Annotated in this window: 16 protein-coding genes and 1 riboswitch; of the genes, 13 read left to right on the top strand and 3 right to left on the bottom strand. The window is 44.5% G+C overall.

What is annotated here, in order from left to right:
* Positions 1-39: 39 nt before the first annotated feature.
* The 8 genes from CHH48_RS06235 to CHH48_RS06200 all read left to right on the top strand — a co-directional run bounded on the left by CHH48_RS06235 (position 40) and on the right by CHH48_RS06200 (position 8,521).
* Positions 40-1,395 (top strand): isochorismate synthase, encoded by a 1,356-nt coding sequence (locus CHH48_RS06235; protein ID WP_176466387.1) that lies wholly within the window; start codon positions 40-42, stop codon positions 1,393-1,395.
* Positions 1,392-3,137: a 2-succinyl-5-enolpyruvyl-6-hydroxy-3-cyclohexene-1-carboxylic-acid synthase gene (gene menD, locus CHH48_RS06230; RefSeq protein WP_095218293.1), complete on the top strand. Its 1,746-nt coding sequence runs from the start codon at positions 1,392-1,394 to the stop codon at positions 3,135-3,137. The genes CHH48_RS06235 and menD overlap by 4 nt, the downstream gene beginning before the upstream one ends.
* Complete coding sequence (gene menH / locus CHH48_RS06225) at positions 3,130-3,945, top strand: 2-succinyl-6-hydroxy-2,4-cyclohexadiene-1-carboxylate synthase (RefSeq protein ID WP_176466388.1); 816 nt, start codon at positions 3,130-3,132, stop codon at positions 3,943-3,945. The genes menD and menH overlap by 8 nt, the downstream gene beginning before the upstream one ends.
* Complete coding sequence (menB, locus tag CHH48_RS06220) at positions 3,945-4,763, top strand: 1,4-dihydroxy-2-naphthoyl-CoA synthase (protein ID WP_038565044.1); 819 nt, start codon at positions 3,945-3,947, stop codon at positions 4,761-4,763. The genes menH and menB overlap by 1 nt, the downstream gene beginning before the upstream one ends.
* Positions 4,764-4,834: 71 nt before the next feature.
* Positions 4,835-6,310: an o-succinylbenzoate--CoA ligase gene (locus tag CHH48_RS06215; protein ID WP_095218291.1), complete on the top strand. Its 1,476-nt coding sequence runs from the start codon at positions 4,835-4,837 to the stop codon at positions 6,308-6,310.
* Positions 6,310-7,407 carry an o-succinylbenzoate synthase gene (gene menC, locus CHH48_RS06210; RefSeq protein ID WP_095218290.1) on the top strand — a complete coding sequence of 366 codons (1,098 nt, stop codon included), beginning with the start codon at positions 6,310-6,312 and terminating at the stop codon, positions 7,405-7,407. Before CHH48_RS06215 ends, menC begins: the two co-directional genes overlap by 1 nt.
* A 66-nt stretch (positions 7,408-7,473) precedes the next feature.
* Entirely contained in the window at positions 7,474-7,641 is a 168-nt protein-coding gene (locus tag CHH48_RS06205) for a YqaE/Pmp3 family membrane protein (RefSeq protein ID WP_245609735.1), read from the top strand.
* A 124-nt stretch (positions 7,642-7,765) separates the two neighbouring features.
* Positions 7,766-8,521: a SurA N-terminal domain-containing protein gene (locus tag CHH48_RS06200; protein WP_095218289.1), complete on the top strand. Its 756-nt coding sequence runs from the start codon at positions 7,766-7,768 to the stop codon at positions 8,519-8,521.
* A 41-nt stretch (positions 8,522-8,562) separates the two neighbouring features.
* Here the strand turns inward: CHH48_RS06200 and CHH48_RS06195 are convergent, their stop codons facing one another.
* Positions 8,563-9,384, bottom strand: a complete 822-nt coding sequence (locus tag CHH48_RS06195; RefSeq protein ID WP_095218288.1) for a DUF6612 family protein — start codon at positions 9,382-9,384, stop codon at positions 8,563-8,565.
* Between the two features lie 711 nt (positions 9,385-10,095).
* Between CHH48_RS06195 and CHH48_RS06190 the strand changes: the two genes are divergently transcribed.
* Positions 10,096-10,626 (top strand): hypothetical protein, encoded by a 531-nt coding sequence (locus tag CHH48_RS06190; protein WP_095218287.1) that lies wholly within the window; start codon positions 10,096-10,098, stop codon positions 10,624-10,626.
* Positions 10,627-10,653: 27 nt separating this feature from the next.
* Complete coding sequence (gene ytkD, locus CHH48_RS06185) at positions 10,654-11,130, top strand: RNA deprotection pyrophosphohydrolase (RefSeq protein WP_095218286.1); 477 nt, start codon at positions 10,654-10,656, stop codon at positions 11,128-11,130.
* Positions 11,131-11,177: 47 nt separating this feature from the next.
* On the opposite strand, the gene pckA is transcribed toward ytkD, so the two are convergent.
* The gene (gene pckA / locus CHH48_RS06180; RefSeq protein WP_095218285.1) at positions 11,178-12,761 is read right to left on the bottom strand and encodes a phosphoenolpyruvate carboxykinase (ATP); all 1,584 of its coding nucleotides are present in this window, start codon (positions 12,759-12,761) and stop codon (positions 11,178-11,180) included.
* Positions 12,762-12,952: 191 nt separating this feature from the next.
* Positions 12,953-13,058, top strand: a riboswitch (SAM riboswitch).
* Positions 13,059-13,242: 184 nt separating this feature from the next.
* Between pckA and metK the strand changes: the two genes are divergently transcribed.
* Both metK and asnB read left to right on the top strand, forming a co-directional pair.
* The gene (gene metK / locus CHH48_RS06175; protein WP_095218284.1) at positions 13,243-14,442 is read left to right on the top strand and encodes a methionine adenosyltransferase; all 1,200 of its coding nucleotides are present in this window, start codon (positions 13,243-13,245) and stop codon (positions 14,440-14,442) included.
* 133 nt (positions 14,443-14,575) lie between these two features.
* On the top strand, positions 14,576-16,483 hold the full coding sequence (gene asnB / locus CHH48_RS06170) for an asparagine synthase (glutamine-hydrolyzing) (protein ID WP_095218283.1): 1,908 nt from the start codon (positions 14,576-14,578) through the stop codon (positions 16,481-16,483).
* A gap of 33 nt (positions 16,484-16,516) precedes the next feature.
* On the opposite strand, the gene CHH48_RS06165 is transcribed toward asnB, so the two are convergent.
* Positions 16,517-17,026: a gamma carbonic anhydrase gene (locus CHH48_RS06165; protein ID WP_095218282.1), complete on the bottom strand. Its 510-nt coding sequence runs from the start codon at positions 17,024-17,026 to the stop codon at positions 16,517-16,519.
* Positions 17,027-17,114: 88 nt separating this feature from the next.
* Here CHH48_RS06165 and CHH48_RS06160 point away from each other — a divergent pair, with 88 nt between their 5' ends.
* Positions 17,115-18,197: a tetraprenyl-beta-curcumene synthase family protein gene (locus CHH48_RS06160; RefSeq protein ID WP_095218281.1), complete on the top strand. Its 1,083-nt coding sequence runs from the start codon at positions 17,115-17,117 to the stop codon at positions 18,195-18,197.
* The last annotated feature ends 81 nt before the right edge of the window (positions 18,198-18,278 follow it).

Below are 18,278 nucleotides of genomic sequence, written 5' to 3'. Positions count from 1 at the left end.
ACTTTAATTGTCCTTGCAGTAATGTGGAGGTCGGAAAATATGATTCAACAATATAAGACAGATTTCGAGTCTTTTCTTCGTAAAGCTGCTGATAAGCAGCAACAGCAAATACTGGTCAGCTGGACTGAGAAAGTCGGAGCGATAGATCCTCTCCGTTTCTTTGCTAATGGTTCTTCTTTAGAAGGAAACCGCCATTTCTGGTACAGCCAAAAAGATGATCTTTACTTGGTTGGTGCAGGACCGGCAATATTGGATATGCGTACTGCTGATGAATGGGAGCATGTTATAGAAAGTGCAGTTGTTCACAATCTTTCTTTGAGAGCTGGAACAGGCCCTGTTGCTTTTAGTGGAATGAACTTTCAGCAGGAGCGTGAACGTGAACTGTGGCAGGACTTTCCAGATACACAATATCGCATACCTGCTTTTACTTTGACCAAAACGGAGAAAGAATATTATGTAACAATTAATCAGTTAGTGGATGGTTCGAATATAGAGAGTCAAATCACTACTATACTTGGGCAGCTCGAGCAGCTGTTCGCTGAAAAAGATCTTCCTGCGCTGCAGACGGAGCTCATTAGGAAGGAAGAGCTAGAGTCACAAGCATGGAAGCGATTAGTAAAAGAAGCAACGGACACAATAAAATCGACTGAATTGGATAAAGTTGTGCTGGCGCGAGCGATGAAACTTGAATTTGAAGAGAAGCTTCATGCAGCTGGTGTGCTTCGTAATTTGCTGGACACCCAAAAGGACAGTTTTATTTTTGCTGTCGAAAATGGCTCAGCATGTTTTCTTGGGGCAACGCCGGAGCGTCTAGTGCGTGTTGAGTCTGGCATACTGCATACAAGCTGTGTCGCAGGAACTGCTCCGCGCGGTAAGAGCGAGACAGACGATCAAATGATCGGAAATGCGCTGTTACAAGATAGTAAAAATCGTGAAGAACATCAATACGTTGTAAAGATGATTACCGATGTAATCAGCAAATATAGTAAGGACTTGCTTGTGCCTGATGGACCGCAGCTATTGAAACTACGGCAGCTTCAGCACTTGCATACTCCGGTTTCTGCCACACTCCTGCCTGGAGCCTCGCTGCAGCAGATTGTGCAGGAACTGCATCCAACACCTGCATTGGGCGGTCTGCCTAAACAGGAATCATTGGATTTCATTGAAAAAAAAGAACCGCTTGAACGAGGCTGGTACGGTGCGCCGGTAGGCTGGATGGACAGCTATCGTAATGGTGATACTGCCGTTGCCATCCGTTCTGGTTTGCTGGACGGGAACCAGGCTGTGCTGTTTGCAGGCTGTGGTGTCGTGAAGGATTCGGATCCAGATATGGAATTCGAAGAGACGGCAATCAAATTCCGTCCAATGCTGGAAGCTTTGGAGGTATCAGAATGAGTCATATAGAAACATTGACCAAATATGTCGGACATTTTGTGGATGCACTTTGGCGAAACGGTGTGGAGCAGGTCGTAATTTCACCTGGATCTCGTTCCACTCCGCTAGCCCTTATGATGACAGAGCATCCGCAAATGAAACAATGGGTGAATCTGGATGAGCGATCCGCTGCATTCTTTGCGCTTGGTCTTGCGAAGGAAAGTCAAAAACCAGTGGCGCTTGTCTGTACATCAGGAACTGCAGCAGCAAACTATATGCCTGCTGTTGTTGAGGCTTTTTACAGTCGTATCCCTTTGATTCTTTTGACGGCAGATCGCCCGCATGAACTGCGGGACGTAGGTGCACCGCAGGCCATCAATCAAATTCAGATGTACGGCGGCTTCGTCAAATGGTTCCATGAGATGATGCTTCCGGAAGCGAATCCGCCAGCATTGCGATATGTGCAGCAGCAAGCAGCTAGAGTGATGCAGCAGGCGCTGGAAGGAAATCCAGGACCAGTGCATCTTAATTTTCCGTTTCGGGAGCCGCTTACGCCTGATTTTACCATTGAGAACATTTGGTCCTCAGGAGAAAACACAGCAAAGCCTGCTCTATATGGTTCAGCACAATTGGATGCAAACCACGTACAGCAGCTTGCCGAAATTCTTGAAACCTCTAAAAAAGGCTTGATCGTAGTCGGCCCTCAGGAGGATAAGGAATTTGCGAATGCAGTCGTTCATCTTGCAGAAAAGTGGCAGTTGCCAATATTAGCAGATCCGCTATCACAATTGCGAAGCGGAGCACATGCGAAAGATGTTATTATTGAAACATATGATGCGATTCTTAAATCGGAATCTGTACGTGTGAAACTGCAGCCGGACTTTATTATTCGTTTTGGCGCTATGCCTGTTTCCAAGCCGTATCTATTTCTGATGAAAGAATATACTGGCAATAAACATATTGTCGTGGAGAAACACGCAGGCTATCGTGAACCAGTCGGTGTGGACACGCAATTTATCTACGCTGATCCGGCTATGCTTTGCGAGGCGTTAGCATCAATTCCTGCCGCTAAGCCAGAAACATGGCTGCCAACCTGGCAGGAAATGAACCGAATTGCGCAAGAAGTATTGCATGATGATATGGAAAGTAAAGAGCTGACTGAGGGAATAGCCGTCCAGGACATGCTACGTGAAACGCCCGAGGATAGTAATGTGTTCGTTGGTAACAGTATGCCGATCCGTGATTTGGACAGCTTTTTCTTTGCAACAGATAAACAAATCCAGCCATGGTGCAACCGTGGAACAAATGGAATCGATGGTGTTGTTTCAACAGCACTGGGTGTTGCAGCCAGCGGTAAACGCACCACACTCGTAATCGGAGATCTTTCCTTCTATCACGATATGAACGGGCTGATGCTAGGCCGCAACTACGGCCTCGATCTCACTATTATTGTGATCAATAATAATGGAGGAGGCATCTTCTCCTTCCTGCCGCAAGCTCAAGAGGCAGCTCATTTCGAGGCGCTTTTCGGTACTCCGACGAATTTGGATTTCGCGCATACAGCTGGACTATATCAGCTGCCTTATACACTGGCAGATGATCGTACAGCATTTTCCGATGCTTTGCAGGAAAGTTATAATAGAAAAGGAATGCATATCATCGAGGTGCGTACCGAGCGGGATGCTAATGTCAGCTGGCACCGTGAAAAATGGCAGAAAGCCGAGAGGCAGCTGCTAGATTATTTGGATGCTAGTCATGCCTAAGTTTCACTATATCGAAAGTGGCAGTGCTAATGCGTCAGATACACTCCTGCTGTTTCATGGATTTACTGGCACGCATCAAACGTGGTTGTCATTCCTGGAATCGTGGAGTGAAAAGCATCACGTAATTGCTGTAGATATGCCAGGTCATGGTCAGACAGCCATTCAGGATGATCTGACCATGGACCGCTTCACGGATGCTGTTGCTGATTTTTTGGATCAACAAAACATTGCTGACGTCAAGCTGCTCGGGTATTCAATGGGAGGGAGAGCTGCTCTTGCTTTTGCCTGCCGCTATCCTGATAGAATAAGTGAGATGCTGCTGGAAAGTGCATCACCCGGGTTGCGATCAGAAGAGGAAAGGCTGGCCAGGCAAATGCAGGACGAGCGTCTGGCCAGGCGGCTTGAGACGGATGGTGTGGTGCAGTTTATTGACTTTTGGGAAAGCATCCCGCTGTTTGACACACAAAAAAACTTGCCTGAGTTTATCCAGCAGATCATTAGGGAAGAACGCCTATCGCAGCAAGTGAACGGTTTGGCGAGTTCACTCCGGACTATGGGAACGGGCAAACAAGACTCCTATTGGGACAAGCTGTCCTATTTGGATAAACCAGTAATCTTAGTTGCTGGATCGATGGATCATAAATTCGTCGGTATCAATCAGGAGATGGAAAAACGGCTGCCAGCAGCAGAGTTACACATTGTTGCGACAGCCGGTCACTGTGTCCATGTTGAACAACCGCGAATCTTTGATAAAATAGTAAGAAGATACTTGCTTCATAATGAAGCGGATATATTGGAGGAATCATAATGGCAATTACATGGGAAGCTACCCGTACGTACGAAGATATCTTGTACGAAGAATACAATCAGATCGCAAAAATTTCGATCAACCGTCCGGAAGTTCGCAATGCGTTCCGTCCGCAAACGGTAAATGAACTGATCGATGCGTTTACATACGCTCGTGACGACTCTAACATCGGTGTTATCGTGCTTGCTGGTGTCGGCGATAAAGCATTCTGTTCTGGCGGTGACCAAAAAGTACGCGGTCATGGCGGCTATGTTGGAGAAGACCAAATTCCTCGCTTGAATGTACTAGACTTACAGCGTTTAATTCGTGTCATTCCTAAACCAGTTGTTGCCGAAGTATCTGGTTATGCAATTGGCGGCGGACATGTTCTTCATGTAGTCTGTGACTTGACTATTGCTGCTGATAACGCAATCTTTGGTCAAACAGGTCCTCGTGTCGGAAGCTTCGACGCTGGATACGGTGCTGGTCTTCTTGCGCGTAATATCGGTCAGAAGAAAGCTCGCGAAATTTGGTTCCTATGCCGTCAGTACAATGCACAAGAAGCATTGGATATGGGCCTAGTCAATACAGTCGTTCCATTGGATCAGCTAGAAGCAGAAACAGTTAAATGGTGTGAAGAGATGCTTTCCATGTCTCCAACAGCATTGCGTTTCTTGAAAGCTTCTCTTAATGCAGATACAGATGGACTTGCTGGTTTGCAGCAAATGGGCGGAGACGCAACATTGCTTTACTATACAACGGATGAAGCGAAGGAAGGCCGTGATGCATTCAAGGAAAAACGCACACCTGACTTCAAGAAATTCCCGCGTTTCCCTTAATAGATACCATCTAGAACCTTTGCAGCATATTGCAAAGGTTCTTCTTTATGACAGAAAGGAATGGAAGTAACATGACGGAAATCATCCCGCATTGGCTGCAGAAGCAGGCCGATCTTAGTCCAGGGCGTTTGGCATTAGAGACGCCGGAGGGCACGAAAATTACATTCGGTGACTTGCATAAAGCAGTCGATATCCAGGCTCGTAAGCTCGCTTCTCTAGGTGTTCTACAAGGATCCCGGGTAGCTGTGCTATCCCATAACAGCGTGGAGATGGTGGTGCTTGTCCATGCGCTGAGCTATATCGGTGCAACATTGATCCTGCTTAATACGAGACTGACAGCGTCTGAATGGTCATTCCAGCTGCAAGATAGTGAAGCAGATTTACTGCTCACAGCAGCAAGATTCGAAAAACAGGCAAAGGATACTGGTGTAGCTTTACTGACGATAGAGATGCTGCACGAGCAGCCTGAAAAGGAGTATACATGCTGTACAGAGCTTCGATTAGATGATGTATTTAATATCATCTACACTTCCGGCACAACCGGCAATCCAAAAGGTGTTGAACATACATTCGGCAACCACTGGTGGAGTGCAATTGGTTCTGCCCTGAATCTTGGCCTTTCCCATGAGGATAAGTGGCTGTCTCCTCTGCCGATGTTCCATGTGGGTGGTTTATCGACTATTTTCAAAAGCGCCATTTATGGAATGCCTCTATACGTGACCGAGAGTTTTGATGAAAAAATCGTACAGACAGCGATCATAGACCGTGGTGTGACGATTGTCTCTGTGGTGACTGTCATGCTACAGCGTTTGCTACGGCTGCAGGAGGAAGATGGTGTCACATATCCCGAGAAGTTCCGCTGCATGCTTTTAGGAGGAGGACCTGCTCCGCTCCATCTGCTGGAGGAGTCAAAGGCACGTGCTATTCCTGTTTTCCAATCGTATGGGATGACCGAAACTTCGTCACAAATCGTGACGTTAAGCCCTGAGGATAGCATTCGCAAGCTAGGATCTGCCGGAAAAGCGCTTGTTCCTGCCCAGCTGCGCATCATGACCGGAACTGGTTTTGCCAAGCCGGAGGAGCCCGGGGAGATTCAAGTGAAAGGTCCGATGATCACCAAAGGATATTATCGGAATCCAAACGCAACTGAAGGAGCTTTCCGAGAAGGTTGGTTGGCGACAGGGGATGTAGGTTATACAGATAAAGATGGTTACTTGTATGTGCTTGACCGCAGGAAGGATCTGATCATTTCCGGAGGTGAAAATATCTATCCTGCTGAAGTGGAAGGCATTTTAACGAGTCAACCATCTATAAAAGATGCAGCTGTCATCGGAAAAACTGATACAAAATGGGGGAGCGTACCAGTAGCATTCCTTGTAAAAAGTGCAGATGTGAGCGTCGAAGAATTACAGACATACTGTCAGGAAAGACTGGCCCGCTATAAAATTCCAAAATACTGGCACTGGGTGGATGAGCTTCCGCGTAATGCCAGTAATAAACTGATGCGCTATAAGCTGCAGCAGTTGCTTGATGAAGGAAGTGCGTGATGGAACTAAGAAGCTATCGTCTATTCCGATACACGCTGCCGCTTAAACAGCCCTTTACGACGCATGCTGGTGCGCTGAACGAAAGAGAAGGAATCATCGTCGAGCTGCAGGATAATGAAGGGTGTTCTGGCTTTGGCGAAGGCGTTGCTTTTGCTATTCCTTTTTATACAAGCGAAACCGTTGCATCCAGCTGGATCCTGCTGCAGGAAACATTACTTCCGCTTTTATTCGCTAAAAAAGTAAATCATCCTACAGAAGTTCCACAGCTGTTTTCTGGCATCGTCGGCAACCAAATGGCCAAGGCTGCTGTGGAAGGGGCGGCATGGGATTTATACGCGAAGCAGCAGGGAAAGAGCCTTGTTGCTTGTATTGGCGGTACAAGAACAAAAGCGAAAGCAGGGGCGGTTATCAGTCTATCTGACGATCTTGAGCAGACAATTGAAATGATACGCAGCCAAGGCTTTGAGCGTGCCAAGCTAAAAGTCACAAAATATAACGAACGCAGAGCTATTGAGCTGGTCAAGGAAATAGATCCAGAACTTCCGCTCATGATTGACGGAAATGGCATGTACAAGAAAGAGGATATTTCCTTGCTTGCCGGGTTGGACAGCTTGAACCTGCAGATGATTGAACAGCCGTTTATTCCAGGGGATATTGTTCTGCATCAGCGCCTGCAGCAGCGTATGAACACATCTATTTGTCTTGATGAAACAGTGGAGAGCTTTTCTGATGCTTGGCAGGCTCTCGAGTTAGGAGCATGCAGGACAATTAATATTAAGATTGGAAGGGTAGGAGGCTTGACGGAAGCAATCCGAATACACAATTTGTGTCAGCAAGCTGGCTTAGCTGTTTGGTGTGGAGGAATGGTGGAAACAGGTATATCGAAGGCACATAATCTGGCGCTCGCTTCTTTGCCAGGGTTTTCAATCCCTGGTGATTTGTCTGGATCTGACCGTTATTTTGATCGTGACTTACTCATCAATCCGCTGCGAGTGGAACAAGGAAGCATCCGAATACCAGATGAACCAGGTATCGGGGTTGAGGTAGATATGGAGTATCTGCTATATGTATCCAGTGAGGTATCAACAGGAAAATAGGTGTCAAATGAACTAAATAGGGGTATTTCTAAAGTAATGCAGCTTAGAGGAGGAATACCTATGTTTATGTACCTGTTGGCGATTTTATTGCCGCCTGTGGCCGTGTTGTTCACCGGTAAGCCATTTAAGGCGCTTTTGAATCTAGTTTTAACGCTAATCTTTTTCGTTCCGGGAGCTGTACATGCTGCCCTGGTAGTGAAAGACCATAAAAATAGCAAGAAGCAGTATGCGTAAAAAAGGCGCCCTCTAACCGGGCGTCTTTCTCTTACTTTTCTACTAAAAATGCGTGGTATACTTGAGTTGAGTGCTAATAGATGTTACATTCGTAACCATACATGAAGAGAGGGGTTTCTATTTTATGAAACGTATTACAACCCTATGCCTGATGCTGGTACTAGCTATTGTATTGGCTGCATGCGGGAATGATGAGGATAAATCAACTGATAATGCTTCTACAACAGCCGATCAGGAAGAAGCACAGAAGCAAATGGAAGAAATGCAGAAGAAGATGGAGAAACAGCAAGTGGATCCGGACGAAACAGTCGCAACTGTCAATGGTACGGAAATTAAAGGTGAAGAGTATAATTCACTTCTATCCTCTGCTCAACAGCAATCACAGGCAAGCGGCTCAGATCCGACAACAGATGATGCTGCGAAAGAAATGAAGGAACAAGTATTGAAAAGTCTTGTAGGAAATGAACTGCTTCTGCAGGAAGCGGAGAATAAAGACTACGAGGTTTCTGATAAAGAAGTGGACGATGAACTTAAATCCGCTAAAGAGCAGTTTGAAGATGAAGACCAATTCAATCAGGCACTGGAAGCTACAGGCTCTACAGAAGATGAGTATAAGCAGCAGCTGAAGGAAGGCTTGCTTGTAACGAAATATGTTGATAGCGAGCTGTCACCAAAAGAAGTGACAGAAGACGATATGAAGACATATTACGAAGAGATGGAAAAACAGGCTAAAGAAAGTAAACAAGAAGATAGTCTGCCGAAATACGATGACATCAAGGACCAGCTGAAAGCGACAATGGAACAGCAGAACTTACAGACTGTCATGCTCGATAAAGTGGACGAGCTCGAGAAAGATGCAGATGTGAAATATAATATCTAATACAAGAAAAGGCACCAGGATATCCTGGTGCCTTTTCTTGTTTAATAAGTTGCAGCTGCTTGATCAGAAATGTCTACTGCGCTTTCTGCTTCAGCTGGAATTTCAATGCTGTCTGTTGCATTGTAGTTCTCATAGTTCATATCCATCAATGCATTGACAGTTGCTTCTTCACCGGCATCTTCCATCTTCATGACCATATCCAATTTGATGTTCTTAGGATAATTTGTCTCTTTATCAATGGAAATTGTGTAGTTGAACTTATCGAAAGTAAAGTCACCCATGCTCTCGAGGCTTTCGCCTGCTGCACCCATTTGCTCTTCCATAAAGCTCATCATCTTATCCTCTGCTACTACTACATCAAGTACATACTCTGTATCGGTTTCGGATACTTTAATACTTTCCGCCAGATCCTTAACTTGCTGGACCTGCTCATCCAAAGGCTGTGCTACTTGATCAGTACCAAGTGAAGCACCGATTTCGGATTCAGCATCCATCTTCATCCACATATCAGATGCTGGCTCATACATATAAATCATATTGTCTTTGATATACATATCGAATTGCTGTCCCATGGATTCCATGCTAAGTTTTGAGGAAAGTGGATCCATTACGATAGTACCGTCCGCTGTAGTAGTCATGGTTTGATCCAATCCAGAAGCTTTGACGTCCATATCCATTGTCATATCCATATCATAGCTATTCAAGTCTTCATTAGCTTCAGCGGATTTTTGCAGGATTTCTTCCGGCGTCGGGCCTTTCTTCTCTTTGCCTTCAGCGTCTGTAGAAGCGCTGTCTGTTCCGCACCCAGTCAAAAATAGTGCTAGTGCTAATACTAACCAGCCAAGATGTTTTACCGATTTCATCTAATCCCTCCAAAATAATTTGCTTTTTCACGGACCCCGTTACCTTATTACAAACGGAGTATGTCTTAGTACAATAGATGTTAAAAATTGGTCCGTATGGAATGCTTATCAATTCATTACGTATTTTACATGAATTTGCTTCACAATTTCCTACAAAAAACTACATTCAGTAAGAAGTTACTACGATTTTTTTGCAGATGTTTACAAAAGAGAAGCATAATACCCAGAAGAAAATGAGACGTCAGGACTAGGTGAAGTAATTGCCATGAGAAAAAGTCTTACATTCCACCGTTGCATCATAGGGCATTGATGGTCTTTACAATTGTTTTCTATGGTTTCTCCATTATTTCGAGTGATTTTTAGTTTCTGCGATGGCTGGTATAAACCAACTTAGGTTCAGTTCTTTTCAAGGCTAACCCTCCAATATTATTTAGTTGGCCAGATAGAAAGGATATTGAGTTCAAGGTATAGTATGTATCTTTTCATCAAGCCATTTGTAATTCGTATGCTTATTTCCCTATATTTTACAAATTAAACCTTCACTTCTTTATATTGCTGAAAGAAAGGCAAGGGGGTAATGCCTGTTCAAATGCAAATTGAAGTTAAGTGTCAGAAAACGACAAACAGTAAGAAAATCCTACAAAAGAATTGGGTTTTAAAAGCAGAAAGATGAGGAATACCTATAACATGACTACATAAGGAGGACTAATTATGCTTAAACCAACTTGGAAAAAAGCAATAGCTGCTATCATCACGCTCCTAGTCCCATTTACATTCGCGCTATCATACCAATCAGACAATATATCTGCTGTAACAGCTGAACAAGTAAACGCAGAAAAAAATGAGGCTGCTGAGCAGCCGGAACTGGATAAAGAACAAATTGAACAGCTGACAGCTGCGTTTATGGATAAAGTCACACAAGACATTGATACAAATTACAAAGTTCTAAACTATAATACGAAAGAAGAATTGCTGAAAAGTTTTGACGAAGTGGCTACAAGAGATGTAAGCGGACCGATCGTCGATTTCTATTTCACGGAGGAAGCAGACGGCTTGTACATTCTGCCGACTGAGACACCAGCTTGGTTCAATCCTGATAATTCATACAAAGAGGAAACAGACTCCGATAAGTATGTTACAATTACACAAAGCAATACCGATGATTTGCACGGTAACTATACAATCGAGATCAAATTCTTGTATGACGGAGGCTGGAAGATAGCAGCAGTCAAATACTTGTAGGTTTGATGTGAAGAAGGCAGTGGGAAGATGATTACGTTCAGAGATTACTACAATAATGAAGTGAAGATGTCTTTCGCCGATCATCCATTTTCTGATCAGCCTAAACATGTGTGGGTGATTTGCAGATACGGAAGCAAATGGCTTCTCACACGTCATAAAGATAGGGGATTGGAGTTCCCTGGCGGTAAGGTGGAAAAAGGAGAAACGGCAGAGCATGCGGCTTTGCGGGAAGTAATGGAAGAGACTGGCGGTGTAGTCCAGCAACTGAAGTATGTCGGTCAGTACTTCGTGGCAGGCAAGGCCGGGCATATCGTGAAGAATGTCTATTATGCCATCATCTCGGAACTGAGGAAGAAATCCAATTACATGGAAACATATGGGCCAGTACTGGTCGAAAAGTTCCCTTCCCATCTGGCACAGCATGCTGAATACAGCTTTATGATGAAAGATAAGGTGCTGCCTAGTGCATTGCATCATATAGATAAGTTTGAAAAGACAATGTAAAAGAACTGCCCCAAAAGCTAACAACAGCTTTTGGGGCAGTTCTTTTTTTATCTATATAATGGCCCAGCTTGGCGGACAGCATCATCGATAAAATCAAATTTTGTGAAGTTCTGATGGAATTTTACCGCAAGTTCTTGTGCGGTCGATTTGTAAGCTGCTTTGTCTTCCCATGCATTTTCCGGCATCAGCAACTCTGCTGGTACATTTGCAATGGAAACAGGTACATGCAGGCCGAAAATTGGATCTTGAGTAGTTTCTGCATTACGCAATTCTCCGCTGAGAGCAGCCTGGACCATGGAGCGCGTGTACGGAAGCTTCATGCGGGAACCGGAATGGTAATCTCCGCCTGTCCAGCCGGTATTGACAAGATACACCTCTGCTTGATGTTCACTGATTTTTTCGCCGAGCATCTCAGCATAGACAGAAGGTGCCAGCGGCAGGAATGGAGCACCGAAGCAAGTCGAGAACGTAGCTTCAGGTTCTGTAACACCGCGTTCTGTGCCAGCAAGTTTGCTCGTATATCCACTAAGGAAGTGATACATTGCCTGTTCTGTTGTCAATTTACTGATTGGCGGCAGCACGCCAGTTGCATCTGCGGTCAGGAAAATGATTGTTTTTGGATGTCCGGCTAAGCTCTTCGCCAGGCTGCCCTTGATGTAGTCAATCGGGTAAGCAGCACGCGTATTTTCTGTAACAGAACCATCTTTATAGTCACAAACGCCAGCTTCATCTACAGCTACATTTTCAAGAATCGTGCCAAACTTGATGGCGCCATGAATTTCTGGCTCTTTTTCAGCTGAAAGATTGATGCATTTAGCATAACAGCCGCCTTCAATATTGAAGATTCCATCAGGTGACCAGCCATGTTCGTCATCTCCGATCAAAGGTCTGTTCGGATCAGCAGATAATGTAGTCTTACCTGTTCCGGATAAACCGAAGAAGAGGGCTGTATCTCCATCTGAACCTACATTAGCAGAGCAGTGCATTGGCAGGATTTCTTGCTGCGGCAGAAGGAAATTCATTACGGAGAAGATGGATTTCTTCATTTCTCCGGCATATTCCGTTCCACCTATGACGATTACACGCTGTTTGAAGGAAACGATGACAAATGCTTCTGAATTAGTGCCATCGACTAGTGGGTCTGCTTTTACACCAGGAGCAGAGATGACAGTGAATGCAGGTTTATGTGCAGTCAGCTCCTCCTCATTTGGCCGAATGAACAATTGGTGGGCAAATAGATTATGCCAAGCATATTCGTTGATTACTTGTATCGGGAGATGGTAACGTTCATCAGCTCCTGCAAAGCCTTGGAATGAGAATACTTCTTCCTGTGCCTGCAGATAGTCTACGACTTTACCTAAAAGTTGCTCGAATGTTTCTTCGCTAATAGGCTGGTTGACTTTTCCCCAGTCTACTTTGTTTTCGGAAAGCTCGTCTTTGACGATGAATTTATCCTTTGGTGAGCGGCCGGTATATTTCCCTGTCGCAGCCCGCAAAGCACCAGTCTTTGTCAAACGAGCTTCTTGGCGGGACAATGCCGCCTCCGTCAGCTGAGCTGCTGATAGGTTTTTCCTTACATTGGATTGGGAGCGCATTTCTTCTAGCGCTGTTAATGCGTGCATCATTCGCATCTGGATCCCGCCTTTTTTTTAGAAGTTTTAATTAGTATAACACATTAAAATATTAATACATACTATTTTAAAATGCAATCGATAAGTGAATGCTTTATTGGTTAATAATTCCGAGTTTTTAAGTCGGTATTAACATGATTTTGTTGACTTCTGGAGGCTGTTCCGATAACATAGTTGCGAACGGAAAATCACTCTTATTCAGAGTAGGCGGAGGGACAGGCCCTAAGAAACCCGGCAACCGTCACATTTTGTGAAATGGTGCTCAACCTGAGCAAGGGATACCTTGAACGATAAGAGAGGGAATAAGCCAGCCTTCTGTTATGATGGAAGGTTTTTTTCATGTAACGGCTTAATAATAAAAAAAGAGCAATACTAATGATAGTGCTCTTTCAACCTTCACCCATTATCAAGTTTCTTAATAACATACCTTGGAAAGAGTAAAACTTCCGTATTAATTGTAGTTGAAGGGGGATTTGGCAGAATGACTGCTAATCGTCGATTATTTACCTCAGAATCCGTTACTGAAGGGCATCCGGATAAAATCTGTGACCAGATCTCGGATGCTATATTAGATGAAATCCTAGCTAAGGATCCGAATGCCCGTGTTGCTTGTGAAACGACTGTTACGACTGGACTTGTACTCGTTGCAGGTGAAATTACAACCAGCGCTTATGTAGATATCCAAAGCATCGTGCGTAAAACAATCAAGGAAATTGGTTATACACGTGCGAAATATGGCTTTGATGCTGATACATGTGCTGTATTGACAGCAATCGATGAGCAATCTCCTGATATTGCAGGTGGTGTCGATCAGGCGCTTGAGGCTCGTGAAGGGCTGATGACGGACGAAGAGATCGATGCAATCGGTGCAGGTGACCAAGGCTTGATGTTTGGCTATGCAAGCAATGAAACACCAGAATATATGCCGCTGCCAATTTCATTGGCGCACCGTCTTTCCAAGCAACTGGCTAAGATACGGAAAGATGAAACTGTAGATTACTTGCGCCCGGATGGGAAAACACAAGTAACAGTAGAATATGACGAAAACGATCAACCAGTACGGATTGATACGATTGTCATCTCCACACAGCACCACCCAGAAGTGGAGCAAGCTCAGATTCATAACGATTTGAAAGAGCTTGTTATCAAACCTGTCGTTCCAGCTGAATTGCTGGATGAGAATACGAAATACATCATTAACCCGACTGGACGATTCGTTATCGGCGGACCACAAGGTGATGCAGGTCTGACTGGACGTAAAATCATTGTTGATACGTATGGCGGTTATGCTCGTCACGGCGGCGGTGCATTCAGCGGAAAAGATGCTACAAAAGTAGACCGTTCCGGTGCTTATGCAGCACGTTATGTGGCGAAGAACATCGTTGCAGCAGGTCTTGCAGAGAAATGTGAAGTACAGCTTGCTTATGCGATCGGTGTTGCTGAACCAGTATCCATCAGTATCGATACTTTCGGAACAGGCAAAGAGTCAGAAGAAGCATTGGTGAGAGCGGTACGCGATTTATTCGATCTTCGTCCTGCCGGCATCATCAAAATGCTGAACCTGCGTCAGCCAATCTACAAAGATACAGCTGCATACGGTCACTTCGGACGTACAGATAAAAACTTCCCTTGGGAGCAGACTGACAAAGCAGTACAGCTGGAAAGCTATACATTTGCATAAGCTGCTTGAAAGGCAAGAGCGGTAATTTCGCTCTTGCTTTTTTTGTGTCGGCACCCATAATCTCCCTTCAAGAACCGAATTGTTTTATGCTATAATTAATGGCTAGAAGTAATGAAAGAGAGGCTAACATTAAATGTGTGGTTTGATTGGCGTAATTAGAAAAAACGTAAAACAATTAACGCAAGCTGATAAGGATAAATTCAAACAACAGAACAACATCATCACGCACCGCGGTCCGGATGATGAAGGATATTACCATGACGAACATGTCTCATTCGGTTTCCGCCGCTTGAGTATTATTGATATCGAGGCTGGTGTTCAGCCATTAAGCTATGACGACGAGAAAATCTGGATGGTTTTCAACGGAGAGATCTACAACTATGTAGAGCTTCGTGAAGAATTGCTGAAAAAAGGCGCAGAGTTCAAGACAGAATCCGATACCGAGGTCATCGCAGCGATGTACCATACATACGGAACGGAAGCGTTCAAAGAGCTTCGCGGTATGTTCAGCATTTTGCTATGGGATAAAGAGAAGAAGACACTTTTCGGAGCACGTGATCCATTTGGCATCAAGCCGCTCTTCTATAAAGAAACAGAAGATGAGATTTTCTTCGCTTCTGAGAAGAAGAGCATCACACTTCTGGAAGAATCAGAGACAGTCGATACGGAAGCACTCCAGCATTATTTGAGCTACCAGTATGTACCGGAACCATTTACGATGACAGAAGGTATCAAAAAAGTTGAGCCTGGTCACTACTTCGTGAAGCGTGAAGGTGAACCGATAGAATTCCATCGTTACTGGCATGCGACATTCTCACCGAAAATCATGGACAAGCAAGCTTGGATCACACGTATCCAGGATGTGCTTCATGATTCCGTGAGCAAGCATATGCGAAGTGATGTACCAGTCGGTTCCTTCCTTTCAGGTGGAATTGATTCTTCCATCATTGTAGCCATTGCGAAGCAATTCAATCCGAATTTGAAGACATTCTCTGTCGGTTTTGAACGTGAAGGATTCTCCGAAGTAGATGTGGCAAAAGAAACAGCTGAGAAACTCGGCGTAGAAAACTATTCCCATATCATTACACCAGAAGAATACTTGGAAAAACTGCCGAAAATCATGTGGCATATGGATGATCCATTGGCTGATCCATCTGCTGTGGCACTTTACTTCGTGGCAAGGGAAGCTAGCAAACATGTAACGGTTGTACTTTCCGGAGAAGGTTCGGATGAACTGTTCGGTGGATATAATATTTACCGTGAACCAGAATCCCTTCGCATGTTCGATAGTATTCCGGGACCTGCAAAAGCCTTGCTTGCAAGAGTAGCTAAAATCTTGCCAGAAGGTGTACGTGGTAAGAGCTTCCTTGAGCGTGGTACAACGCCATTGAAAGATCGTTATATTGGAAATGCTAAAATGTTTGAGGATGCAGACAAACAGAAGCTATTAAAAACATACAGTGATGCGGTTCACTACCAGCAGATTACAGCACCATTGTATGAGAACGTAAAAAACGAATCTCTTGTCGATCAAATGCAGTATATCGACATTCATACATGGATGCGCGGAGACATCCTTCTGAAAGCGGATAAGATGACAATGGCACATTCACTAGAGCTTCGCGTTCCATTCTTGGATAAAGAAGTATTCCGTGTTGCCCGCGAGATTCCGGAAGATTTGAAAATCGCCAACAACACAACGAAGAGCTTACTTCGTGAAGCGGTAGAAGGCATTGTTCCGGATCATGTTTTGCATCGGAAAAAACTTGGTTTCCCAGTGCCAATGCGCCACTGGCTGAAAAATGAACTGAATGGCTGGGCGAAAACACTCATCCATGAAAGCCAAACAGATCATCTTTTGCATAAAGACTACATCTTGAATCTGTTAGATGCACATTGCCAAGGTAAGGTAGATTACAGCCGTAAAATCTGGACTGTACTTGCTTTCATGCTATGGCATCAGATTTACGTAGAACGTAAGTATGACTTTGCTGAGTTCCAAAAAGTCGATAGAGTGGAAAGCAAACTGCAGACCACATAATAAAAAAGCCGTTCCTGCAAGAGGAACGGCTTTTTATGTTGTTTCTTTATACTGTTTGCTTTTCTTGATATATTCCAACCGAATGCGCTCCATGTCCTGGAAATCAGCTTCGGTCAAATCACGTATTACTTTGGCAGGTCTGCCGAATGCAAGTTTGCCGGAGGGAATTGTTTTTCCTGGGGGGACGAGTGAACCTGCGCCTACATAAGCACCATCCTCGATGACCGCGCCATCAAGGACAATTGACCCCATGCCTATAAGGGAATTTTTTCCGATTGTGCAAGAATGGAGCGTAACTTGGTGACCAATCGTGGCTCCTTGCTTTATAATAAGAGGAAGATCAGGACTTTGGTGTAGGACACAAAGATCCTGCACATTGGCGCCTTCACCAATCATAACTGGTGAAACATCACCGCGTATCACTGTCTTGAACCAGATGCTGGCATCTTTTTTAATCGTAACGTCTCCTGTAATAACGGCGTCAGGAGCTACATAAGCTTCTTTGTGAACATGTGGACGTTTCTTGTCGTATTCGTATATCATTTGAATACTCCCTTCGTTTATGTTCTTATAGAATTAATAGATTTTTTGGAAAGAAGACAATCCCGGATTCGAGGAGCGAAATTACATTATGGCCCAACAAATACCAAAGTCATCGGTTTTACTTATGCATCAAGTATATCGGAAAATATTCCCGGAAGTACATAAAGAATTAGAACTATGGACACAGCGGGCAGAAGCGATACCGGATCCGGAACTGCGGAAGCAGGCACTGGAAAGTATTCGGACCAAACGCTTCCATTGTCAGGGCGGGGCAGTATACAGTCTGCTTGCTGGTGATGCCTGGAAGCAAGCGATCAAGTTCATTATTGCCTATCAGACTATCAGTGACTATCTTGATAATTTATGTGATCGCAGTACTTCTCTCGATCCAGAAGATTTTCGTCTTTTGCATCAATCGATGCTGGATGCACTTCAGCCCGGTGAAAAGCTGAAGGATTATTATGCATTGCGTGACGAGCGGGAAGACGGCGGATACTTGCACTCACTTGTTTTCACTTGTCAGACCATCCTTGGCAAACAGCCGAACCTTCAAGTTTTGCAGCCTTATTTGCTGAAACTTTCCGGCTTATACGGCGATTTGCAAGTGCATAAGCATGTGGCGAAGGAAGAGCGGATTGAAAGACTGACGAACTGGTTTGCCCAGCATCAAGAGGAGCACAGGGATCTTACATGGTATGAATTCTCAGCGTGCAGCGGGTCGACCCTCGGTATCTTCTGTTTTGTATCGTATGGTATGGGGATGGAACTGAATCATCAATTAGCAGATGATATCTATCAAAGCTACTTCCCGTATATGCAAGGACTGCACATTCTGCTAGATTACTATATCGATCAGATGGAGGATGAAGAGGAAGGAGATCTGAATTTCTGCCATTATTACCGAGACTCAGATGAAATGAAGGAAAGACTCCAGTACTTCATTGAGCGGACGAACGAAAGCGTACAGCGCCTTCCGCATGCGTCATTCCATGAGATGGTCCATCACGGGCTTGTTGGACTGTATTTGGCAGATCGCAAAGTGAGTCTGCTTTCGGATGGCAAAGAGATGATCAAAACACTGCTCAAGGCAAGCGGAAACAAATCGAAGTTTTTCCATTTGAATATCAAAGCATATAATAAAATGAAAGAAGCGCGTACCCCGATAAGTTAGGGGATCGCGCTTCTTTATTTCTTGTTGCAAAAAGTAATAATGAATAATATGAAAGCGGCCGATAAATGTAAGATGAACAGG

Source organism: Terribacillus saccharophilus (genome assembly GCF_002272075.1).
GTDB lineage: Bacteria > Bacillota > Bacilli > Bacillales > Amphibacillaceae > Terribacillus > Terribacillus saccharophilus_A.
Note: the sequence above shows the minus strand (reverse complement) of the source record. Positions and strands in the feature narration are given on the sequence as shown.